This is a genomic window from Halomonas gemina (assembly GCF_023554995.1).
In the GTDB taxonomy this organism is placed as follows: Bacteria; Pseudomonadota; Gammaproteobacteria; order Pseudomonadales; family Halomonadaceae; genus Halomonas; species Halomonas gemina.
On record NZ_JAMJPK010000013.1, the window covers coordinates 1 to 20,683 of the forward strand.

General features: G+C 51.3%; 16 protein-coding genes and 4 pseudogenes. 5 read left to right on the top strand and 15 right to left on the bottom strand.

The genetic code is table 11. The annotated features are described in order from the left end of the window. Positions 1 to 526 precede the first annotated feature (526 nt). Positions 527 to 847: pseudogene (tnpA, locus tag M8009_RS18635) on the bottom strand (IS200/IS605 family transposase); the annotation flags it as partial. A gap of 164 nt (positions 848 to 1,011) precedes the next feature. Continuing rightward, positions 1,012 to 1,923 carry a hypothetical protein gene (locus tag M8009_RS18640; RefSeq protein WP_250063951.1) on the bottom strand — a complete coding sequence of 304 codons (912 nt, stop codon included), beginning with the start codon at positions 1,921 to 1,923 and terminating at the stop codon, positions 1,012 to 1,014. Between the two features lie 2,275 nt (positions 1,924 to 4,198). Between M8009_RS18640 and M8009_RS18645 the strand changes: the two are divergent. Both M8009_RS18645 and M8009_RS18650 read left to right on the top strand, forming a co-directional pair. Next, positions 4,199 to 5,389: pseudogene (locus M8009_RS18645) on the top strand (ISL3 family transposase). Positions 5,390 to 5,556: 167 nt separating this feature from the next. Further along, on the top strand, positions 5,557 to 6,663 hold the full coding sequence (locus M8009_RS18650; RefSeq protein ID WP_250063953.1) for a helix-hairpin-helix domain-containing protein: 1,107 nt from the start codon (positions 5,557 to 5,559) through the stop codon (positions 6,661 to 6,663). 52 nt (positions 6,664 to 6,715) lie between these two features. Here the strand turns inward: M8009_RS18650 and M8009_RS18655 are convergent. Then, positions 6,716 to 6,910 (bottom strand): annotated as a pseudogene (locus M8009_RS18655) (IS5/IS1182 family transposase); the annotation flags it as partial. A gap of 449 nt (positions 6,911 to 7,359) precedes the next feature. Here M8009_RS18655 and M8009_RS18660 point away from each other — a divergent pair. Further along, entirely contained in the window at positions 7,360 to 8,454 is a 1,095-nt protein-coding gene (locus M8009_RS18660; RefSeq protein ID WP_250063955.1) for a hypothetical protein, read from the top strand. 300 nt (positions 8,455 to 8,754) lie between these two features. Here M8009_RS18660 and M8009_RS18665 read toward each other — a convergent pair whose 3' ends face one another. The 4 genes from M8009_RS18665 to M8009_RS18680 form a co-directional block, all read right to left on the bottom strand. After that, positions 8,755 to 9,045, bottom strand: coding sequence for a hypothetical protein (locus M8009_RS18665; RefSeq protein WP_250063957.1), 291 nt, complete (start codon positions 9,043 to 9,045; stop codon positions 8,755 to 8,757). Positions 9,046 to 9,491: 446 nt separating this feature from the next. Next, entirely contained in the window at positions 9,492 to 9,914 is a 423-nt protein-coding gene (locus M8009_RS18670) for a hypothetical protein (RefSeq protein ID WP_250063958.1), read from the bottom strand. 18 nt (positions 9,915 to 9,932) lie between these two features. Continuing rightward, a complete protein-coding gene (locus M8009_RS18675) occupies positions 9,933 to 10,910 on the bottom strand; it encodes a hypothetical protein (protein WP_250063960.1) in 978 nt (325 codons plus the stop codon). 299 nt (positions 10,911 to 11,209) lie between these two features. Further along, positions 11,210 to 12,241: a transporter substrate-binding domain-containing protein gene (locus M8009_RS18680; RefSeq protein ID WP_250063962.1), complete on the bottom strand. Its 1,032-nt coding sequence runs from the start codon at positions 12,239 to 12,241 to the stop codon at positions 11,210 to 11,212. A gap of 844 nt (positions 12,242 to 13,085) precedes the next feature. Between M8009_RS18680 and M8009_RS19390 the strand changes: the two genes are divergently transcribed. Then, entirely contained in the window at positions 13,086 to 13,220 is a 135-nt protein-coding gene (locus tag M8009_RS19390; RefSeq protein WP_430886935.1) for a hypothetical protein, read from the top strand. Beyond that, complete coding sequence (locus tag M8009_RS19395; protein ID WP_430886934.1) at positions 13,217 to 13,615, top strand: transposase; 399 nt, start codon at positions 13,217 to 13,219, stop codon at positions 13,613 to 13,615. Before M8009_RS19390 ends, M8009_RS19395 begins: the two co-directional genes overlap by 4 nt. A 236-nt stretch (positions 13,616 to 13,851) precedes the next feature. Here the strand turns inward: M8009_RS19395 and M8009_RS18685 are convergent, their stop codons facing one another. The 8 genes and pseudogenes from M8009_RS18685 to M8009_RS18720 all read right to left on the bottom strand — a co-directional run bounded on the left by M8009_RS18685 (position 13,852) and on the right by M8009_RS18720 (position 20,499). Beyond that, positions 13,852 to 14,202 carry a lysozyme inhibitor LprI family protein gene (locus M8009_RS18685; protein WP_250063963.1) on the bottom strand — a complete coding sequence of 117 codons (351 nt, stop codon included), beginning with the start codon at positions 14,200 to 14,202 and terminating at the stop codon, positions 13,852 to 13,854. 177 nt (positions 14,203 to 14,379) lie between these two features. Beyond that, entirely contained in the window at positions 14,380 to 14,814 is a 435-nt protein-coding gene (locus M8009_RS18690; protein WP_250063966.1) for a YybH family protein, read from the bottom strand. A gap of 190 nt (positions 14,815 to 15,004) precedes the next feature. Then, a pseudogene (locus M8009_RS18695) lies at positions 15,005 to 15,470 on the bottom strand (transposase); the annotation flags it as partial. A 124-nt stretch (positions 15,471 to 15,594) separates the two neighbouring features. After that, positions 15,595 to 16,122, bottom strand: a complete 528-nt coding sequence (locus tag M8009_RS18700; RefSeq protein WP_250063968.1) for a curlin repeat-containing protein — start codon at positions 16,120 to 16,122, stop codon at positions 15,595 to 15,597. Positions 16,123 to 16,371: 249 nt separating this feature from the next. Next, entirely contained in the window at positions 16,372 to 17,823 is a 1,452-nt protein-coding gene (locus M8009_RS18705; RefSeq protein ID WP_250063969.1) for a hypothetical protein, read from the bottom strand. 232 nt (positions 17,824 to 18,055) lie between these two features. After that, on the bottom strand, positions 18,056 to 18,967 hold the full coding sequence (locus M8009_RS18710) for a CsgG/HfaB family protein (RefSeq protein WP_250063971.1): 912 nt from the start codon (positions 18,965 to 18,967) through the stop codon (positions 18,056 to 18,058). A gap of 71 nt (positions 18,968 to 19,038) precedes the next feature. Further along, positions 19,039 to 19,554, bottom strand: coding sequence for a curli assembly protein CsgF (locus tag M8009_RS18715; RefSeq protein ID WP_250063973.1), 516 nt, complete (start codon positions 19,552 to 19,554; stop codon positions 19,039 to 19,041). A gap of 606 nt (positions 19,555 to 20,160) precedes the next feature. Further along, positions 20,161 to 20,499 (bottom strand): transposase, encoded by a 339-nt coding sequence (locus tag M8009_RS18720; protein ID WP_250063975.1) that lies wholly within the window; start codon positions 20,497 to 20,499, stop codon positions 20,161 to 20,163. Positions 20,500 to 20,683: the final 184 nt, after the last annotated feature.

Consider the following 20,683-nt stretch of genomic DNA (forward strand, 5'->3'; position numbering starts at 1 on the left):
CGTTATGCTCATAATAGGGTGGGAGTGATCTCGGCACGGACGTTGGCCTACGTGATCGGCGCGCTCGATCATGTCAGTGGGCAAATCAACCCACGTATCGCAACCGGCCTGAGAGAAACTCACATGCGCGCTCTGCTCAGACGGTTTCACCATTCCAGTCAGGAGTGTCTGTGCTTGAGTCAAGGTACCTTCCGTGAGAGCTTTCTCTAGGTCCGCTCCCGAAAACGATTTACTGTTCATGGCATCTCCCCTCTTGTTTTGTTGAGGTTGCTCTCTAGCTGGCCGGTTTGCTACCGCAACCTCTATTATAGAAAGCGGCCTAACACTTGAAGTAAGTATCCCCCGGCAAAGCCGGGGGCTTTATATTGTTAGCCCCTCAAAGGGGCAAGAACCTGAGCCGCCTGAAGGCGGCAACCTCACACTCCGAACTTTAGTTGATCTTAATGCTCGTCATTCTTTTCCTGGTTCCGATTTAGGCTCTGACCATTGCCTCATCAAGCCCGACTGTTGAGACAAAATAGCCTCATGCCCAAAAGCTCTCACCTGTGAAGTTGCGAGTTCGTCCCATAAAGTTCCTGGCTATCGAAATGGCGCTCTTCCCTTTGATATAACTAACCACATGCGACACGGAGTGCTTGGGTGGAATGCTGATGCACATGCGAACATGATCTCGCATCAGGTGGCCTTCTACGATCTGGCACTCCTTCTGCCTGGCCAGCTCATGGAACACCTCACCAAGGTGCTGGCGTATGCCACCGAAAATCACTTTCTTTCGCTTTTTCGTAATGAAAACAACATGATACACACAATTCCATGTTGTATAATCAAGACTTTGATACTCTCTCATTGGGAACATCCTATCTCTTGGCGGCGACTGGAGGTTCCCTTTGACCGCAGCACACAATCAAACCTAGAGTAATCCCCCGGCAAAGCCGGGGATTTACTTATTTTTTTAATTGGCTATTCTCTAATATCCCGCCGACTTACCGGCGGGACATTCGGTGTCCATCATTAGGTGTAGATGGCGGTAAAGCAACGAACAAAGGACGGCTGTCCCTGAATGGATGAGACGTGACGCACCCAACGATCCCGTTTCGCCACCCCCTCATAGCGCGTCCATTGCCAGTAGTGGTTGGGCAGATACCAAGTATTGAGCCTCTTCCACTTTCCGTTAACCTTCTTTTTGTAATAATGGCGTGTCTCTGCCGGCGCGCCACAGGTCGCGGTTATCCCAAACGAATTCTTTCGATTGCGCCCATTCGTCCATCGGTCGCGCCAGTAATATGCAACGCTCGGGTCACACCAGATCCAAGCGTTCGCTGGATAGGAACCCTCACAAGCAAACGCCCTAAAGGCGTGCCAGCCGTCACCCGACACGCAGAACTGACCACCATACCCACCGCCCGATGAAGAGCCAAACTGAACAACCGGTGGCAGAATGCCGAGAACGTCGAGATCGACTTCCAGCGGTTCCTCAACTATATCGACCAAAGCGTTTTGTGGTTGACAATCGGACTGAGCCACGATCAACCGAGGGATTGGCGCATTCGGGCTGAGCTTGGAATAGATCTCAAGGGCCGTAAGACGTGACGTCATTGACAGCACAGACGGCATCATTCGCTCGACATCCCCAATCTCGCGCATGGCGATCCCGTGGTTCCCAGAGTCCTCTTCTACAGCGGAAAACTCGATCCGGGCACCGTTAGATAGAATTAGAGTTGCGAGCGACATTGATGATGTCGGTCCGTCATCTATTTCCTCACCATCAGGCCCGAAACCGGTTGATTCATAATCAACGGGAGTATGCTCCAGCTCCGACCTAGATCTGTACTCTCGACTGTCGTCAGGTGAGCCACAGTTGCAGTAAATCTCCTTGCCCTCATCAGCGCTCCCAATATCCTCGCCACACCTCTGAATAGTCATAATAACTCTCCTTCTTAATCTTCATTATCAGCAATTACTAATGTTAAATCAACTGCATTTTACCTATGTCTTGACCTCCTCCTTTTGTCTTCTCAAAGATTAACGGCTGGGTTCAGTCGCGTTGCGGAGCGCAGCAGAGAAACGTCAGGTGCAACCTGTTATAAGATCATACTGAAAAGGAATCAGGCCGAATTTTCTCCCTCTCGTGTTTCATTTACGAACTCAACTTCAGAGGCTCTTGTCGCAAGCATCGATCTCGTCAATAACGTTTTGATTAACGCCTCACTTCTTCAAATCGCGGGCAAGCTTTCTCAACTCCTTTTTGCCATTAGCCTTCTCATCTATGGCTACTATTAAACGTGCCCTAGTGCGGCGCAGCTAATGATAATCTATGTTTGTGAATGTCGACCCATCTCGCTTCTGCTGTTCGAGCGTAAGATCTCTAAGAACTAGAGCACCTTTAGGTGAAACGGATCGCACTTTTACCAGCTTTCCCCCATCTGCCATCGTCAGCCATCGAGGCCATACTAACCAGATTGACAAGATCCTTTCTGTGAAACGAGAAACGGTCTCGGTCTGGCTCGATACCTGGGAGGCACAGGGGCTCGAATGACTCCACGACAAACCTCGTGCCGGTCGCCCTGCTATCTACAGTGACTCGGAGCGGGAACAGTTACGCGTACTCGCGGAAGAACAGCCCATCAGTTGAAAAGCCTCCAGGCACGGCTACAGCAGTAAACCGGGTAACGCTCCAGCACCATGGCGATCAAGCGAGCATTTTTAGGGTCTCGGATGTTCAAATTTACTATAAAAGTTAGCCTCTGCTGTCAGTGAGAAAGCTTCAACAGCAGTTCATTCGTGAACCGAGTTATGGACATCAAGCTGCATAAGAAAGTGACCACGACACCGAAGGTGTGTGCCGAGATCCTGATCACGTACCACGCCATTCAATGACTTTATTCATACCTTCACCGAGCTGCCAGGTCCGGCAGTCCAAAGCTCATGAATTTGACTTTTGAAAGTGGCATAAGGAGTAAGTAGCTCTATTGTTATTATCCTTGTGTTGATACTTGTTTTGTGAATGGGTTTGCTAACGTCTTGCCGACTGTCGCAACCGATCATTAGCCTGCCTGTCTATTTGAGGTTCACGTCGAGATAGGTTACTCTACGACCTTGTTTGTTGCTGCCGGAACGCGACCCTTTACAGAGATGGAGGCATCTTTCCTAGACAACTTATTTGCTCTACTCTCATAGTAATAGTCCATCCACAATTGATCACTATCCACGGGAATCAGAAACCCTTCTTTTATATGTATGAGATCATGTTCGTCCATTCGGGCTTACCGAATTTTCATTTTTCGCTCAACTTCGCTCGAATTATTCTTTGAGCCAGATGCAAAGTAAGCAGAGACAGTCGCAGCTATCGCGCCAACCGTTGCAGTGATAACGGCCGTAATATCAATTTTAAAATCTCAAGAGGTACCGGCTACTATACTTCCCCATATAACAGGGTAAACATTTCTACGTGTTCGCTCTGCTTTAAATCGCACAACATGAATTCTCATAGCTACAAGCCCACAACGATAACAACATTATGCAGGGCCAGAAATATCAGAAGCTTGATTCATAGAAGCAAGCTACCGCCGGGCGCCACAATATCAGTAGCGCACATATTCAGCCATAACGCATCCTGCGCTGCGATCTGAAGAGAGCAGACAACATTTTGATCCGTTATTTACATTCTAATCAGGAGTTGTTTGGTTTGCGTACTAGAAGAACAGGAGACTGAGGCAGATATGGGAAAGGATATCGGTAAAGAAAACTGAATTTAGTCAATTAGCATATGGACGTTTAAAATTGTTTAAGGAAAATAGCCAGTTACTCAAAACAATCGTTGCCATCTAAACAAGTTATATACGAACACTTATGTATAAATTCTAAAATTTTATAAAAACTGCCTTGTCACTCCGAACAATCCGATTCTTGTCGACTGAGCGTTCAATGCGGCACCCTAGATTCCCGGCCTGACCAACCCACATCGGAGAGGAATTAACTGTCTATTCCAAAAGGCCCGATCACGCGCACGCGGCTACCGGAAGGAGTCCAACTTCATCGCAATGATCTATCTGATCGGCAGCCCTATGAAGGCTCTTCGTCGTTGGGTGTGGAATTCGCCCTCTGAGCTGGGCCAGGGTTTGACCTCCACTTGGACAGAAGGCATTGCATGGACTGCACCCAGATTCTGCCTCTCTACCTAGGGCTGGAAGCGCCCTAGATTCTCAGGGACCAGCACCTGGATACCTTCGTGTCGCCCCGCCGCCTGGACCTCTATGTCGAAGCCGAGCGGGGCAGCCTCTACCCCTGCCCGGAGTGCCGCAAGGCTTGTCCGGCGTATGACTTCGCCGATAAAACCTGGCAGCACCTGAACTTTTTTAACATCACTGCTACCTGCTGGCCTCGTGCCTCGCACCAAGTGCCACGTGCATAGCGTCAAGCGCATCCAGGTGCCCTGGGCGCGCCCGGCAGCGACTTCACCCTGCTGTTCGAGCAGGCGGCCATGTCGCTGGTCAAAGAGATGCCGGTGCTGACCTTCTACCCGCAACTGGAGATCTCCGACAAGCGGCTGTGGCGCATCGTGCACCATTATGTGGGCCGCATGCTGGGCGATCTTGACCTGTCCAGCGTCACCACTGTCGGCGTGGACGAGACGGCCTCACGACGGGGTCAACGCTATGTCACGGTGTTCCTCGACATGCAGCGCAAGCAGGAGCCCGTTCCGGGCCATGGCAAGGCCGCCATCAAGGCCTTCAGCGCCTTTCTTGAGGAGTATGGCGGCGACCCGGATAACGTCGTTGAGATCGTTTGCGACATGTCTCAGGCCTTCCTGAGTGGCGTGGCCGAGCACCTTCCCAGGGCCGAGGTCACGGTCGACTGGTTCCATATCGTGCAGACCTTCACTAAGCGACTGGACGAGGTGCGCAACAAGGAACGCCGCGAGCAGGGGCACCCCAAATCGCTGCGCTGGGCACTGCTGAAGAGCCTGGAAAACGAGAACCTGACCCCCAAGCAGCTGGCGGCGCTCCAGGAGCTGGTGGCCGATCAGAGTGCGACTGCCGATGCCTGGGTGATCAAGGAGAAGCTGCGCTGGATCCAGAAGGCCCCGACGCCCCGAGCGGCTCGGTGGCGCATCACGAACTACCTCAAGGTCATGAAAGCGGCGGTCTCCGAGAAGCCACTGCTGAAGCCGATGGGAAAGGCCTTGGCGAAGCTGGAGCGGCACGCCGACGCGGTGGTCAGGCGATGGATCTCGGGACTGACGAACGCACGACTGGAAGGGATGAACGGCCTATTTCAGGCGGCTCGGTCACGCGCACGCGGCTACCGGAACGAGGCCAACTTCATCGCGATGATCTACCTGATTCGCAGCCCTGTGGGCCGTCTGCTCGATCAGGCCAAATCCATGTGAAACGACTAAGAACCCTGAAATATCATACCTGCATGAGCATTCCAAATGGTTATCTTCACAATTTTTATAAAACTAGACTTTATCAGCGAATTATCCAACAGACAGGGCCTGCATGCCATAGAGATAACCTAGACTAGGTGTGTACACAGAATATTCTAGGAACCGCCATGAACAATGATCCAAAATGTTTCTCCTTGCGCCGAGTCCTAATCCCTCTTGTACTCTTTGCCATCTCCCTGACGCCGCTGCCAGGGGTAGCCGAGGTCATATTGGGCTCATGGAATATCCAAAACCTCGGCTGGGACAACGACAAACGTTACGATAAGGTTGCACACGTTGCGAACCACTTTGATTTCCTTGCGATCCAGGAGCTGATGAACGAAGTGGCTCTAGAACGCCTTGAGATTGAGGTCGAAGCGCTCTCCGGCGAGTCCTGGTCATCGATGGCCAGCCATGCACTCGGCCGCTCGTCTTACCGCGAACACTACGCCTTCCTCTGGAGGGACAGCGCCGTAGAATACGTAGATGGTGCAGCGGTGTTCTTCGACAGTGGCGACATCTTCTCCCGTGAACCCTATTCAGCGCGGTTCCGTAGCCTGCGAAGCGGGCAAGTATTCGCTGTTGCCAACGTCCACGTGGTCTACGGGAGCAGCCTCAGCGACCGGCTCCCAGAGATCGAAGCACTGGCAGACTACTGGGAATGGCTGGGTGAGGCTTATCACGACACACCACGCCTGCTAATGGGCGACTTCAACCTCATGCCACACCATGACGCTTGGGACGCCCTCCGCGTACTAGGCGTGATACCAGCGATCACACAAGGGGCCACGACACTGAGTGCTACGAGTGGACGGTACGTGAACCTCTATGACAATATCTGGAAGTTCAAAGGCAGGTTAAATGTGTCCGAGCGAGGGATCGTGAAATTCCCTGTCCTTTTCGGCATTGATCATACTCGGGCACTTGATGAAGTGTCTGACCATGCCCCAGTGTATCTGGCTCTGGGTAGTGCCGAGCTAAACTTAAGACCGTTCACAACAATCAGCATCTATAGCTCTCTCCCTGCCGCTAACGATCCGGTGTATTGCATTGATCTCAACACCAGCGATTTTGAGACACTACAAAAACTGCCGCACATAGGCCCAGTTAGAGCAAAACTTATTATCGATGGACGCCCGTGGACGAGTGTTGAACAGCTTGTGCGGATCGAGGGGATCGGTGGTAAACGCCTGAAAGACATTATTGACAGTAAATTGCTATGCAATGAAGACTAGCGTCTTTCTGAAGAGTTTGCGAGAAAGATCCGCTTTTTTCACGTGTACTACACTATCGGGATAAACCTGCTGGCCAAGCCGTGGCATCACCGATCCATACCAGATTAGTTGGCCCGAACAGGCTGAAAAGTTGCGCATCATTCTTGGCCAGCCCCTTGTAGCAAACCTCACTTTTGCCGAAGAGGTTCTTGATGACATGAAACGGGTGCTGGACCTTGGCCCGGATGCTGGCCTTAGCCTTCTCGATCGCCAGCAGCAGCATCTTCATGAAGCTGTCAGCTGCTTGAGGGTACAGCGCCTAGTAGCGACGCAGTACCAGGAGCCTGGTCCCTCTCCCCTCTCCAAGGTTCCACCGCATGCTGAGGTAACCCGTGTGGCTGTATCTCCGCTTGTCGAAATGCCGCTCAGCTACCCTGGCTTGCTGAAATCAGCGATGTTGGCCGAGGTGGCAGCGAAGATGGTGCCCTCGCGCATGGCCTATACAGATTCGCCCATGGCTAGGCAGTCCTAGCAGTCTAATGTGAATGCACAACAGATTTTTCGGAAAAGATTGTGTCTCTCCGGGTTGGGTGTGCCACATTCAGTAGCACAGTAGCAGTAACCCAAGGAGACTATACTTCAACCGCCAGCAGCGTAGCTTCTGCTGTAGTGCTAGTGCCAGCCAGCAAGACTGATCATTCATAAGGAGCGCAGCTGATGTCGGAACAGGCACTTCGAGCCATAGTTCTTATCCCGGGGCTGAAACGCGTTGAGCGTTTTTCGCGCCGCGATTTACTGGCGGAGAACTTAGCCAACACAGAAATACGACCTATGCAGTCTCCAGAACCAGTGAAAGTAGGTGGGGAATCGGGCCTACGGCTGAAGCCGCGAGCCCTGCGTGGCGCCACTCGGCAGGGGCCAAGCATCGACCTCTTCGAAGCTTACTGGGCAGACATGTTAACCTCGTCAGCAGAGATGAGCCCTTGGAAACGACTTGCCAGCGGGTTCGAGTTGGTGTTCTTTTGGCTGATCTCTCGGGGCAATCTGTCAGCATTGCGTCTATCTCCCACGATTGCGATTGGTCTCCTGGCAGGTGGCGTTTTACTGGTCCTTTGGTACATTTCTTTGACAGTGATTGTGGCAGCAGCACTGCGAACTACGCCTGAGCCAGCGTTTCTAGCATCTGTACCTGCCCTACAGTCTTTGTTCACCTGGTTTATGGAAGTCACGGCTTGGATAGAGACTTCAGCGCCATACTTCATTTTGCCTCTCTTGCTGTCAGCCTTCCGGGCAGATGAGCTGGCCCAAATGGCTATGTTTTCAAAAGACTACCTGGAGAATCGGCAACGCGAAATGCATGCAGGGATGCGCGAGCGTGTGCGGCGCAGGGTAGCTGAGACCATCGATCGCGTGTTGGCTGAGCCCTATGATGAAGTTTTCATCGTCGCGCACAGTTTTGGTTCGATCGTTGCTATTGATTTGCTCGCCGATTGGCCGCACCCCGCCGACCGCGACCGTATTTACCTATTCACACTCGGCTCTCCCGAGGCAGTCCTTTCCTGCCGCTCACAGTGGCTGGCCGGCGAGCGCGAACAGCTGTTCCAGCACTCGCCAGCTGTTTGGGTCGACTTCCACAGCCCGTCCGATTGGTTGTGTAAAGCGGTCACCGACCATGCGCGTCATTACCCTGGCAACAGCCATCAGCTATGGTTCAACAGACCTCTGGTTGAAAGGGTAACCGGCCGGACGCACATGGCTTATTACTTCGATCCCAAAGTGTTGCAAGCTCTTACGTCTGATCGAGACCCTTAATGCATAGAATAACCCGCTACGATTTGGATTGCGTGGTAGAGCAGGTTGGCCAGCACCAATAGCTACAACAGTGTCTTGCTGGTGCTTGAAGCCTTCGACAACAGCGGTGTGGTCGCTGCCCTTTAGGGCCGCCAAGTCGATCAATCCTATCCACAGCGCGTACTTCACTCGTTGACCAGTCAGCTGCACACCGTGGTTTTGCAGCATGCTATAAGATGGATTGATCTCAATCAAGTGAATCGTTACAGGTAACCCCCCAGCTTAATACCCTAATTCGGCACCCTGATGAATGAGACAGATTCAGAACACCTCTGAATAGGCTTGAATGACAATCTCGACGATCACATTCATCACCTTGGCTACGACCACCCCTTCCCACAGCGCCTGATCGATGAAGTAGAAGGCGACCGCGAGGATCAAGAGGGAGAACAGATTTCGTAACGCATAGGCGATAACAAGCCCTGTCACGAGTACGAGCATAGCGCCGAGGCCTGCGTACTCTATCGATCCGCCCGAACTTAAATAGGAGACTACGCCGCCTGCGAACGCTAACATCAAGATGATGGCTTGTAGCGATCTAGGTAGGGGCATGGCCCGGCCATTCCGCCCGGGTAAGCCGGGACCGCCTCTCCCCGGCGACTTGAGGTAGGGATCCCTGCCGGAACCGGCGCAATGGATGCAGACATGATTGTTCCGATCGAAGCCGTAACCGCCGCAAATCTCGCATAAGCCAGTCGACATATTCCTAACCTCCGGCGAACAACGCTCTACAATAAAAAGCTAAGGTGCAGTTGTATTTCTCCAAACTCTGAATAAGTGAAGGAGCCCGCAGCTCTGTACTTCGCTTGAGTTTATTGTCATTGCTTTAACCCTTCACCCTTTTGGGGTAGAAAAAATTAACATACAACACTTATTCATTAACATTGTAATAATCCAGGTATCAAAACAGTAAAACTGATAGAGTTGCTACCACCTTAACGGATTTTTATTAAATATTTACATTAATGAATCGAACTTTTAAGCACGTCATATTATAATCACCGCGCATAGAATATCACCGCACAAGCTCCGTTTCTTATGACTTCCATCGAGTTTCTGCCCGTGGGTTCGGCTGGCGGCGCATCGGCCCTGTAGTGCAAGAAAGCCAGCAGCCCGTTATCGAGAACGTGAAAACCGACATAGTTGACGGGCTTTCCTCCACATTCTAGGTAAGAGTCGTCTTGCGCGTTGGTAATGCGAAAAATGCTGCCACCCGTGCGAACAGGTTCAAGTTGCGCAGTCGGCCCAGCTTCGAAGCTCAATTGGTCAGGTGCCACCGTCATCGAACCCAGCCATTGGGCAGTACGGCTGTAGGGTTGCCAGAAACCGATTATATCTCCCCCGGCGGTCAGCGGACACGCCATAGTTAAGACAGCAGCAAAAAATATTGTCTTGATAATTTTTTCCATATAATTGTTCATGATTTTTTTGCTCCAGTCCTACTCTTGCCACATGGCATTGAATGTCATGACAGAATCGGCGGGGAATGAATCACCGGCAAAGTCTGTATAGGTTCCCTCCCATATTACTAATACATACATATGGTCACCATCTTCGCCTGTCAGTTTTCCGGTTACACCAGCGGTTTCTAAATCAAAGCGTTTCCAGATTTTCTCTGTGGTGGGCGACAATAGCCCGTTCTCAGCCTGAAACGTGCCACTGCCCGTGATCTCGTCGCCTTCGAAGACAAGCCTCATGGTTGCAGTTGCATCACGGACAGCAGCCACCTGTGCGGGAGGCCGCAAATGGACTTCGGCACTATCCCCGTTAACCACAACCTCGGAACCCATATAGAACCCTAAACCTGAAAGCTCAGAATCGGTTTGCTTCGTTCCTAACATATTCTCAGCAACAGAACCAGAGTACCTGCCGGCTTGTCGTTTGTTTTGTAGTGGCTCTCCGCCTACATATCCACGCAACCAAGCTGTGGCCAAGCCGATTCTATCCAAGGGGCGAGCCTCCGCACCCTTGACCCATGTGAAGGTGCTCAGAACCCCAGGGGCTTCGGGCCGGGGAAGATTCTCTACCTCTTCCATCCCCTCATCGTCATGATGGAAAAGGATGTCGTTCGATAGAGTCACCACTTCCTGATATCTATCGGGATATCCCGGCGGGTTTGAATGGTAGGTCATCTGGCCGGGGGCTTGATAAGCAGCTCTCAACTCGTCTGAATTCTCGACACTAAACACTTGCATGGCATCAAGATCGAGACACAGGTCACTGAATAGATGCTCGGTTTCAGGAGTTGTGCTGGCCTCGAACCATGAATAACTGACTATGGCTCGACCAGACTTGCCATTGCAGGGTTCCTGTAGCCTAAAATATTCAATCTCTTCAACCTCAGCAACACCATGCGTCGGTAACGCTAAGAGGGCCGTGAGTGTAAGCCCTGCAATCTTCTTTGCTGACTGAAACATAGTACCCCCTTTGGTTGCAGTGACGGTGCATAAGATGAGGAGGTCTTCATTCCGTTGGATGTGTGAGAGAGCGGGGAGGAGGTTACTCTCCCTCTTATTCGATGCTCTCCGCAGTAACGCAATTTGATCACCCATCAATCCTTTTAGTTGACAAATATATTGAGTGATAGATGATTCTTGGCGCACGGCTATATTTTCAGAAATTGGTAGAATAATAATAAATAGCTCGCGCGCCGAAGAGTCCGGTCGAGCAATAGCAGGGCTGGCGGTCTATGACCGAAGTCACAGGCCGCCGCCATTCACAGGTGATTCGCAGCAACCTCCCGGAACTGCCCGCTTTCCTGAATGGATTTCAGGCCCTTGTCAAGCCGGCGCAGGATGATGCGCGTTTGCGGATTGGTCCGCATTCCGACCGCGTGAAGAGTCTGAATCGTGGACAGGTCGATCACCTCGGCGGTACGCTCTTCCATCCCAAGGCTCTGGATGATTCGATCAGAAGTGTCACTGTTGACTGAGACAAGGTCCACTTCCTTTGCGGCCAGCATCTCAAAGCAGTCCTCCGGCGTGGCGGGTTTGACACGAGTTATGGTGGGTTCTACGAGACCGGCCGCCTCGAGGTCATGCGAGAAATACCCGTCTGGTCGGCACAGCGTCATGCCGCTGGCATCCCCGGCTGAACTTATATTCTCGACCTCACCCGCTCGCCCATAGAAAGTCACTACGATTTCGTGCAAAGGACGTGACCAGAGAAGGTTTTCGCAACGCCAGACAGAGGCTTTTCCCAGGTTGGCGGTGTTGTTGCAATCCGGCTTGAACCAAGGATAGGCAATGTCATAATCGCCCTCTTCCAAAAGCGGTGACAAATGCACGGCCCAATCCCCGATTGATCGGATCAAGTAATTAGCGGGCTGGCCCCCGAACTGCATTGCGCGATGAATAAGTTCGGTGCTAAAGCCGCCTTCGGGAAGATTTTCACCCACGTAGGGCGCGTAGTTCTTTCCCGTCAGGATCTTGATATTCTGCGAATTCGCATCCCGAATTTCTGGCAAATGGCCGGAGGGAGTAAACTCAGTATCATCCAGGCAGGGAATGAAGAGGTCTGCGCCGATGGGAACGACATTCGGACTGGTCAACACGCCTGGATTGACATCAAAAAGATTCTGGTATGCCCTTGGGTTATCGTATGCGCGCTTTGCTATTTCGGAGAGCGAATCACCACGCTCTGTAGTATATGTCGAGTTGCAGGAAATTTCCTGCGCCTGCGCCGAGGTAGCTACTGAGAGAATTGTCGTCAGAAGTGCAAGACCCACAAATTTTATTTTGAAAGTCATCTCAATCTCCCTTTCTCACCAGTCTCTTTAAGCAATGCAACCCCCCGCATCGAAGGGATATCCAAATGGTTCTTTGCCCTCTTTAGCGAACTTCACCGCTTTATAATCGCATGAAGTCGCCGACTTAAACAAAAAGTCAAAGAATCGATCGATACGGGTGACTTTGTCGTTACATCGCCGTTGTATTAGCTATCCAAAGAAGCGGTATGTAGCAACTACATAGTCATACAAAAAACAGCTTTCCAGCCAGCAGCGGCCTCAATCTGGGCATTCCAAGGTAGCCGACCTTTCGCCCATCACCATGCCCATACGACCACTATTCTAGCGCATATCGGGCCGCAAGCGCAGAGGACTTCAGAGCGTCGTTGTAAGCGTAGCGAAGATTCTTAAGGAATGCACATTTCTTCCGTTCCCCGGATAAGGAGCTGTGCTCAGCAAGAGGTTTGAATGAAAATAGCGAGGCCTACGGTATGTGTGTAAACGCCTAGTACTCATGTGTCATAAATTAGGCTGGCATGATTCACGATCGTTCTACTTCAGGGATAACGGATACAATTGATGTCACGCTCAACGCTTCACGACTGTTTCGACACCTACCTTAACGATCAAAGGCAAGCTGAGCATGCTGATCGCGTGCGGAGTTCCAAGTACTATTACTATGGTCTGATGCTGTCGCGGCCCCGAAAGAGCATTGACCAAATATCGGCCATCCTCGATCAGAACAAAATTCAGGCACGTCATCAACCTCTTCGCCACCTGGTGGCCAAGGCACCATGGCCAAGTAATGCGGTACTGACAAACATCGCCCAGTAGCTTCTTGCTGGCCGGCACCAAGCCCTATTGGTTGATCAACGATACCAGTATTCGCAAGCGAGGCCCGCGTTCTGTAGACCTCAGTCGCCAGTACTACGGTAAGATCGACAAGTATGAGAACTTACAGGTAGCCCTCAGCCTGTCCACCCAAATCGTAGACAGATGACCCGGTGCTGCTGCCCCGCCGGCCTGCCCTCTAATGTAGCCTTTGCGAGCAGGTGGAAGATCGTCCTGCAACTGGTTTGCTTAACTTTAGACGTTGGCATTTCATCCGGCATCGCGACGGATGCCGTCTACGGCAAGGTGACGATCTGGTGGGAACAGCTAGCCGAGTGGGGCCTGATCTACTGCGTGGTTGTGCGCGACAACTTCAGAATCTGGGCCCCTGTACCGAACCCTTGCCCCTCAATGGTCGGGGGGAAGAGGTTACCGCCAAGGCGATCGCAACAGACGGAGGAGCACCAGGAAACCGTGCTCCATGCCTTGGAGTGCGCCCACTACCAAACAGTCACCTGGCTAGAGGCCACTGGAAAAGGACAGTCCATAGCCATTTCTGTGTAACATGAAACTCTCCAGAATATGTACTGGAGGCCTAGATTGGGTAGATCCCATAGACATTTCTTGCTAGTGCAACACTGTATTTTACAGGCCCACCAATTTTTTCTCTACAGAACTTCTCACCAACATATAAAGCACTGTCTTCCCATCAATTTTAGATATCCTGATGATCAGTCTCTTTCCAAGTAATTATCGAGGCCAAAGGATCAGAACCACATTCAGAATGCCAGCGTTGTCACTTAACGTAGGGCCCTCAATACTTGAATGCGCTGCAATGTCTGTTCTTCCATACAAGACCAGTAGAACATGTGATCGGCACTCCCGCCTGCATTCAATTCCCGCTCACAGTACGCGTCGCGTCGCTTCAGCCATGCACGTTGCTCGTCCAGAAGCACCTGGCCGGTTCCACGAGCGTCCGACAATGCTTTCACTTCATTCCAAAGATGATTTAATTTCTGATCCGCGATTTCCCATTTTTGTTTGGCGCAGAAGTTAGCGTCAAGCTGGGTCTGCCCGTTGCAATAAGATTGCGCAATGGCTGTCGCCGGACTTAAGAAAACTGCAACTATTAGGGCTAAGATTAGTCTCATGGTAGCGTACCACCCCGGATCAATAGAAGTAAATATCTTCCGCCATAGCTGTGGGCTTACCTTATTTATTTGAAGTCCGCTATCCGCTCGGGAGCCACATCGCTAGCTCATACACGATGCAACTCTGCAAAGGGAGACGAGCGTACCGACACCTTCGCCGGTTTGTTGCTTGCCTGCTCACGATTGCCCGGCTTGCAATTGGCTGAGAACCTCCAGCATCGCTGGAGAAGTATCAGTGTGATGATGAATCATCTTCCAGGTTCCGGCTTCTTGCTGATAGAGGTTCGTGACGCGGTGATCGATGCTGGTCTGATGCCCGCCCATTGTAAGCTCTCCCCGCTCGACACCTACTTCATAGACCACATCCCCAGCGACCTGGATCAGTTGATCGTGAAGCTCAATATTGCCGCCTGAAGCGAGGTGGGATACTTGCTCAAACGATTCCCTGATCGCATCCCAACCAACGTGCCGACCGCCAACCGGATGCATGGCCGTCACCTCCGCGCTATGAGACCATATATCCGCCAAAGAACTGGCATCTCCATTCGCCATGCGATTCAATGCCACGTAGAAATCTTCTGATGCTTTACGAACCTCGTCTTTCGCGCTCATGGTGGCTTTCCTTTTGAATAATCAGCTAATGTTATATTGACAATACATCGATATTATCTTCGCCTCTATCGTTATGCATCGCACCCTAACTGCCAACGTGAGAGTCCGGGGCATCCTTCTCTTCTCCCAGGTGCTTCCACATTCCAGTGTAGCTGCATCTCCGAGTAGCGTTGCTTGGCCGTGTTCTTGGTGAGGGCTCGGCCGCCAAGATGGTGACGCCGACGATGGTGCCCTCGCGCATGAACAGGCCCTGCCCAGCCAGGCGGGCGTCAATCTCCGTGAAGATCCGTTGGGTCAGGGCATGCTTCTACAGCAGATGTCGGAAACGCAGCTGCTTGGTGGCGTCCGGCACGCACTCGAGAGCCAGGTCGAAACCGATATAGTCGGGAATGGCCTGGCTGTCATAGAGGGCATCTTCCAGCGCCTTGTCGGCAAGCGCATACCATTGTTGCTAGATGCGCAGCATGTGCTCCAAGCCGATGGGCGGCCAGCCGAGCTTACCTGCTGCGTTCGGCAAGATAGGACGGTAGGACGGCGACAACGCCTCGATGAGTTGCTGCCATGGAAACAGGCAATTCATCTGCACCAAGAATCGCTCTCGACGGGTAACCTTCTTCTTGTTCTGGTGCTCTGCCTACGAACGAGGCCTGTTTCATCGGATGGCCCTGTCAGACGGTAGCGGGATGGTCAGATTTTCCCCCGCCGTTGGCGATCAGGCAGCTGCGGCGCGATTTATGCAGCGTTTCCTTAGTGTTTAAGACAAGAGGTTCAGCATCACCTTCATGGTACGGCCTGCTGAAGGATCTGCACTCGACTCCCGTCTTGTATCACGTTCAAGTCTGGTAACCAGTCGCCATCCTGATGCCATGTTAGGATATTGTGCTCTCCTCGCTGAGTGGCGGTCATCTCATTATTATCGCCATGCTGGGCCAATTCAGCATCGTTATTGGCTCCCAATTGGTAAAGTGATATCTGATTTTCGTCCCCGAGCTGTTGCGCATGGACGCTATTTTTCTCCCACACTCCCTGATATTCCATCGCATTGTGATCTCCCCTCTGCAATATTACAATTTGGTGGCCCCAAGGAAGATTGATGGTGTTACCCGTGGAAAGTTGCTGCTGTGCGCCGCTTTTCCTCTGCCAGTGTCTGAGTAAGGCCTCCTCATCGTGGTGGCGAGAAAGCCGCACCTTCTCACCATGGTTATTGTTAACTTGCTGGATACTTGCCAAGCTGGACTGAGCATAGGTATTTGCACTACTACACAGGAAGAGAATGACTGCAATAAAACCTGACGTCAGTGACTTCATTTCACCCTCCTATCTTGAAGCAACGCTATGTAGGGATGCGTGTCAAGAAGTGCTTCATACTTGAGTGGAATGCGACCCACTCTGATTAAAAGTGTCTGAAGCAGTATCCGTGCCGTTACGCAGAGGCCGAGGGACAACAGATGACACAATTCGTGCTGTATGCCAGATCCATGGTTCATTAGCTCGAACAGTCATGATGTCCCGCCGGCCTCTTGCCTTATCTTCCAAGTTGACCTCCACGTGCAATCGTTACTGAACCGCTCCTAGGTTATTGCCAACTTGACGAATTTCGTGCGTTCCATCTGCTTCAATAAAAGCCTCGTAATAATTCCCGTCGCCAATCTGTTCATGTAAAACCGTCGCCATAGCACCATCCACAGTCCATCGGGAAAAATTTGCATTCCCTTCCTGATATTGACGAGACGTCGCTCTTGCCCCATTCCTGGCAAAGAACTCTGCCGTATTGTCGTTGCCGATCTGAACTTGTTCCACATGGCTGTTGCTTGACTGTGATTTGATTTCGAGATAGGCACTATTTCTCAAACCAGACTGACTCTGAAAGGCTGAGTTATTGCTGGCAATGTTTACTAACAACGTTGCAATATTATCATCTTCAAACTGCTGTTGCTCCAAATCACTGTTGCTGGCTCCACTACTGTTTGAGATAGCAATATTTCCAATGCCTTCTTGATGCTGCTTAACGCTAACGTCATTGCTTGTTCCAACATTCACGCTTCCTACATTGTAACTTCCTAGTTGCATTGTCTTTGCATTACCTCCTCTGCCACCAAATTTGACATCAGACTCATTGTAGCTTCCCTCTTGAACTTGAGTTAAATTTCCTATATCAGCCGAGGCAAGCACTTGCGACACCGCCTTATTATTATTTCCGACTTGTTGCTGAGTAAAGCTAGTACCGTCAGAGGTGTTGTTATTGATGGAGATGGCTAGCATTTCATTCTCCATACCATCCTGATATTGGCTGATGGTATGCTTTCCCTCGATATTGTCTTGAAAATATATCGCGGAATTACCATTTTGCAGCTGGATTTGTGTATTATTTACGACATTACCGACATCTGTGTTCCAAATATGAAGCTCTGCTGTATTCCAACCTCCAGATTGCCATTGCTCATTGCTGATGAAGGGACTTGTCGCCGAATTCCCACGCCAATCAACAAAAGCCGTATTATTGTCACCTGATTGAACTTGAACGTTGACTCCTCTGTGAAATGCAGAAACAAAGTTATTATTACCCAGCTGCATCTGAGCAGAAAAACCATCACTTCCCTGATCTACTTCCGCAGTGTTTCCGTCACCAATTTGAACTTGGAGTGCATAGTTTCCATTATCACTTTGCCAGATCGTGGCGTCATTTCTATCACCCTCCTGTGTCTGATGGGCTTCATTGCCCATGCTTGCTAACGATAAACTGCCTTGGGTGATCGAGGCAGTGTTATCATCACCTTCCTGCGACTGCTCAGCCCATAGGCTACTACCATACTGCTCGATGGTTGCGGTGTTGTCATCTCCCACTTGTGTCTGCTTGGCAACGGTCCGCTCAGTGGGATGCCCTCCTGTACCAACCTGTGTAATACTGGCCAGATTGCCATCACCTCCCCGCTGTTTCTGTTGGGCTTTTACCCAGTCTCCGGTCTGGTCGATGAGAGCACTATTGGCCATCACCAACTTGCCACTCATGGCAAGTATCGCGATGCTGACGGCTAGCAGACCCTGTCGTACAACCCGTTGATGTGACATTGTCATTCTCCCAACAAGTTGAGGCATCCCAGCCAGCTGTATACGGATGGGCTTCATGCCTCATCCTTGCCAAAAGCCATTTACTTATTGCTTAAAAGCATAGCTCCCCAAGCTGGTACCAACCACCAGGCACTGCATGTCGCGGCAACATTCTATAGCACCATCTAGTTCCTCAGAGCATGTGTTGTTCTCGGGTTTTCATCGGCGCCACTAGCGTGGTCAGCGACGATTTCTCATTGGGGTGGCGAGTCAGGTAGGAGCGCTGCACCACCTCTCCCAGAACAGGATTAGCAAAGGCCCAGAGCCCCCGCTCGGCTCCCTCCATCACCATCGAGTACACTGCTTGTTCGACAGCCCGACGCAACGCTACAAGTCTCGGCGAATTGCGGGTGAACCCAGCTTCAAGCTCCAGTATCTCGTCGCTCCCCACGAATCGAAACACATCGCCTTGGGACTGAACGGAATAGATACGCTGGGCCGCAACCACGGTGTTCCATATCTCGCCTGTCTGACTGCTCACCGCTCGCAAGAATACCGTCACCACATCTTCACGGTATTGGGTGCTGGCACCGACCCCCAAGAAGCGTGCACCAGCTCCGCCAGTTAGCGTATTAGTGTCGTAACCGATAATGCCGCCCTCAAAAATAGCACCTGCATAAAGGAGAGCCTGAGGCGGCGGTAAAGGCATACCGTTTCTGTCGACCCGCCCACGACGTTGATCGCGAATAATTTGTCGCTCAGTCAGCACATTAGCCAGACGTTTGCGCTCCACTACAGTGAACCACTCCCCTTGCCCTGCATCCTGCAAGGCCCGGATCAGGACGGCTGCGCCTCCTTGAGAGACTGCTCTTGAGTAATGGGCTTGCCCGGTTTCGGTTTCTCGGTGCTGCCCCGTCAAATCAGGGAAGTCATAGACTGCGACAACAACCTTTGTTTGAGGAGGTGGCAATGCCCTCAGGTCAGGTTGCTCAGCGCCTTGTGGTGTGAAGGGTTGCATGCGCGAAGCCGTGCAGCCGGTCACAGACCACAAGAGGAAAAAAAACACAAGCGTCTTGGTCTGGATACAAGAGCACCACATGTTCATACCCTCTTATCTCTGGCCTTGCACCTTATATGCTGGTGGCTCGCCGATTAGTCAGAAATAAATTGCAACGATCAGTCAACTTGCAAGACCGGGACTGAAATCTCGGTCCTAGTGCCAGCAGCATTATCCTCAATGACCATATGCACCGCCTCCAGGCCACGCTCAAAGGTAATGACCTGGTCGCCGAAGATTATTCGGCCTGACTCCGCAGCATTATCCCCAAACACCGCCTCATTTACTTGTCGGGCAAGGCTGCTCATCATCCGGCTCTGGAGTTGCCGAACAAACTGGTCGGCAGGGCTGCTACGCAGACTATCTATACCACTCCGTGAACTAGCACTTTCCTTATACTGGTTCTGACGATCCGCAAGCCCCAATAGATGGGCAGAATTGAATGGATTTCCTCCGAACGATGGATTCACAGGCCTATAAACAAAATCGGATGCTTGTACAATAGAACATCCACCACCGGCGATTGTGCTTATTGAAAGTATAATGTACGCGAGGTTTAATATTTTAAACTTACAGAGAAAACTACCTGAAACGATAGATATCAAACCTCCCCACCGCCAAGGTTCACGTTCCATCTCTCCCTCCCACACACGGGTTTACCCCTCACCCAACAGAAAGTTGAAAGGTTCTCGCGTGTCGTTTCACCTAGTTATGTCGATTTGTCAAGGTGCACTCTGAAGTATTCTTGAATAGTAGGATAGCGGGAGATGAGGCAACGCGCCTTATCAAATCACTTAGCCTTGAAACAATTCAGGATTGACGCATATAGCTCGTGAATAGGTGAATTATCTGGGCAGTTCTCGCTCCGACTTAACATATTGATTTACTGAGGTAAATAAATTGGAATCATCTACCAATGATGGGAAATCTCATGTATCCAAATTAATTATCTTGTTTTTATCGAGCATTTTTTCCACATGACATGAAAGTTATCACATGATTGTCCGCCAACATAATTTATGCTCTAAGTTAACCGGCATTCCTGTAAATTTATTATTTCGATCAGAAAATGGTATTAGAGAAGCACGGATCACTTCGTCTTTGTGTGGTTACCGCGCCGAGCGTAGCACATCCACCACCTCAGCGATCATCGATGGACAACATAGTGTGGCTTTCTTTATCTTTTTTTCGTATTTACTCGCCACCAAGCCGGATCACAACACACTCTCCCCGTCTGGATATCACTGGCACCATCCCGCCAGCACCAGGTTGCCGAGGGCGAACAGGGTGAACAATTGCACTTGGTTCTTGGCCAGCCCCTTGTAGCGCAGCTTCCGGTAGCCGAAGAGGTTCTTGATGACATGAAACGGGTGCTCGACCTTTGCACGGATGCTGGCCTTGGCCTTCCGAATGCCAGTAGCAGCGTCTTCATGGGGCTGTCTTCCATCTTCTTGATGGCGCCTCGCTTGGCGGCGATGCAGAACCAGGAGTCCGGATCGCCCTTCTTTTCGTACAGGCACCTCCACATGCAAAGGTACCCCACCCCGCTCGTCGTCATCCCGGACCAGATGACTTGCCATGGTGACATCGGCCACGTTGGCCGAGGTGGCAGCGACACTGTGGGTTAGACCGGTGACCCCGGCTTATTCATGAGGCAGGGCTGAAAATGAAGATGGCGAGTGGTTTTCTCTTGTAGAATCAAGATGTTCCTGGCAGAACACGATTCAAGAGGACCACTCGCCATGGGTGAAACCCTAACGACCT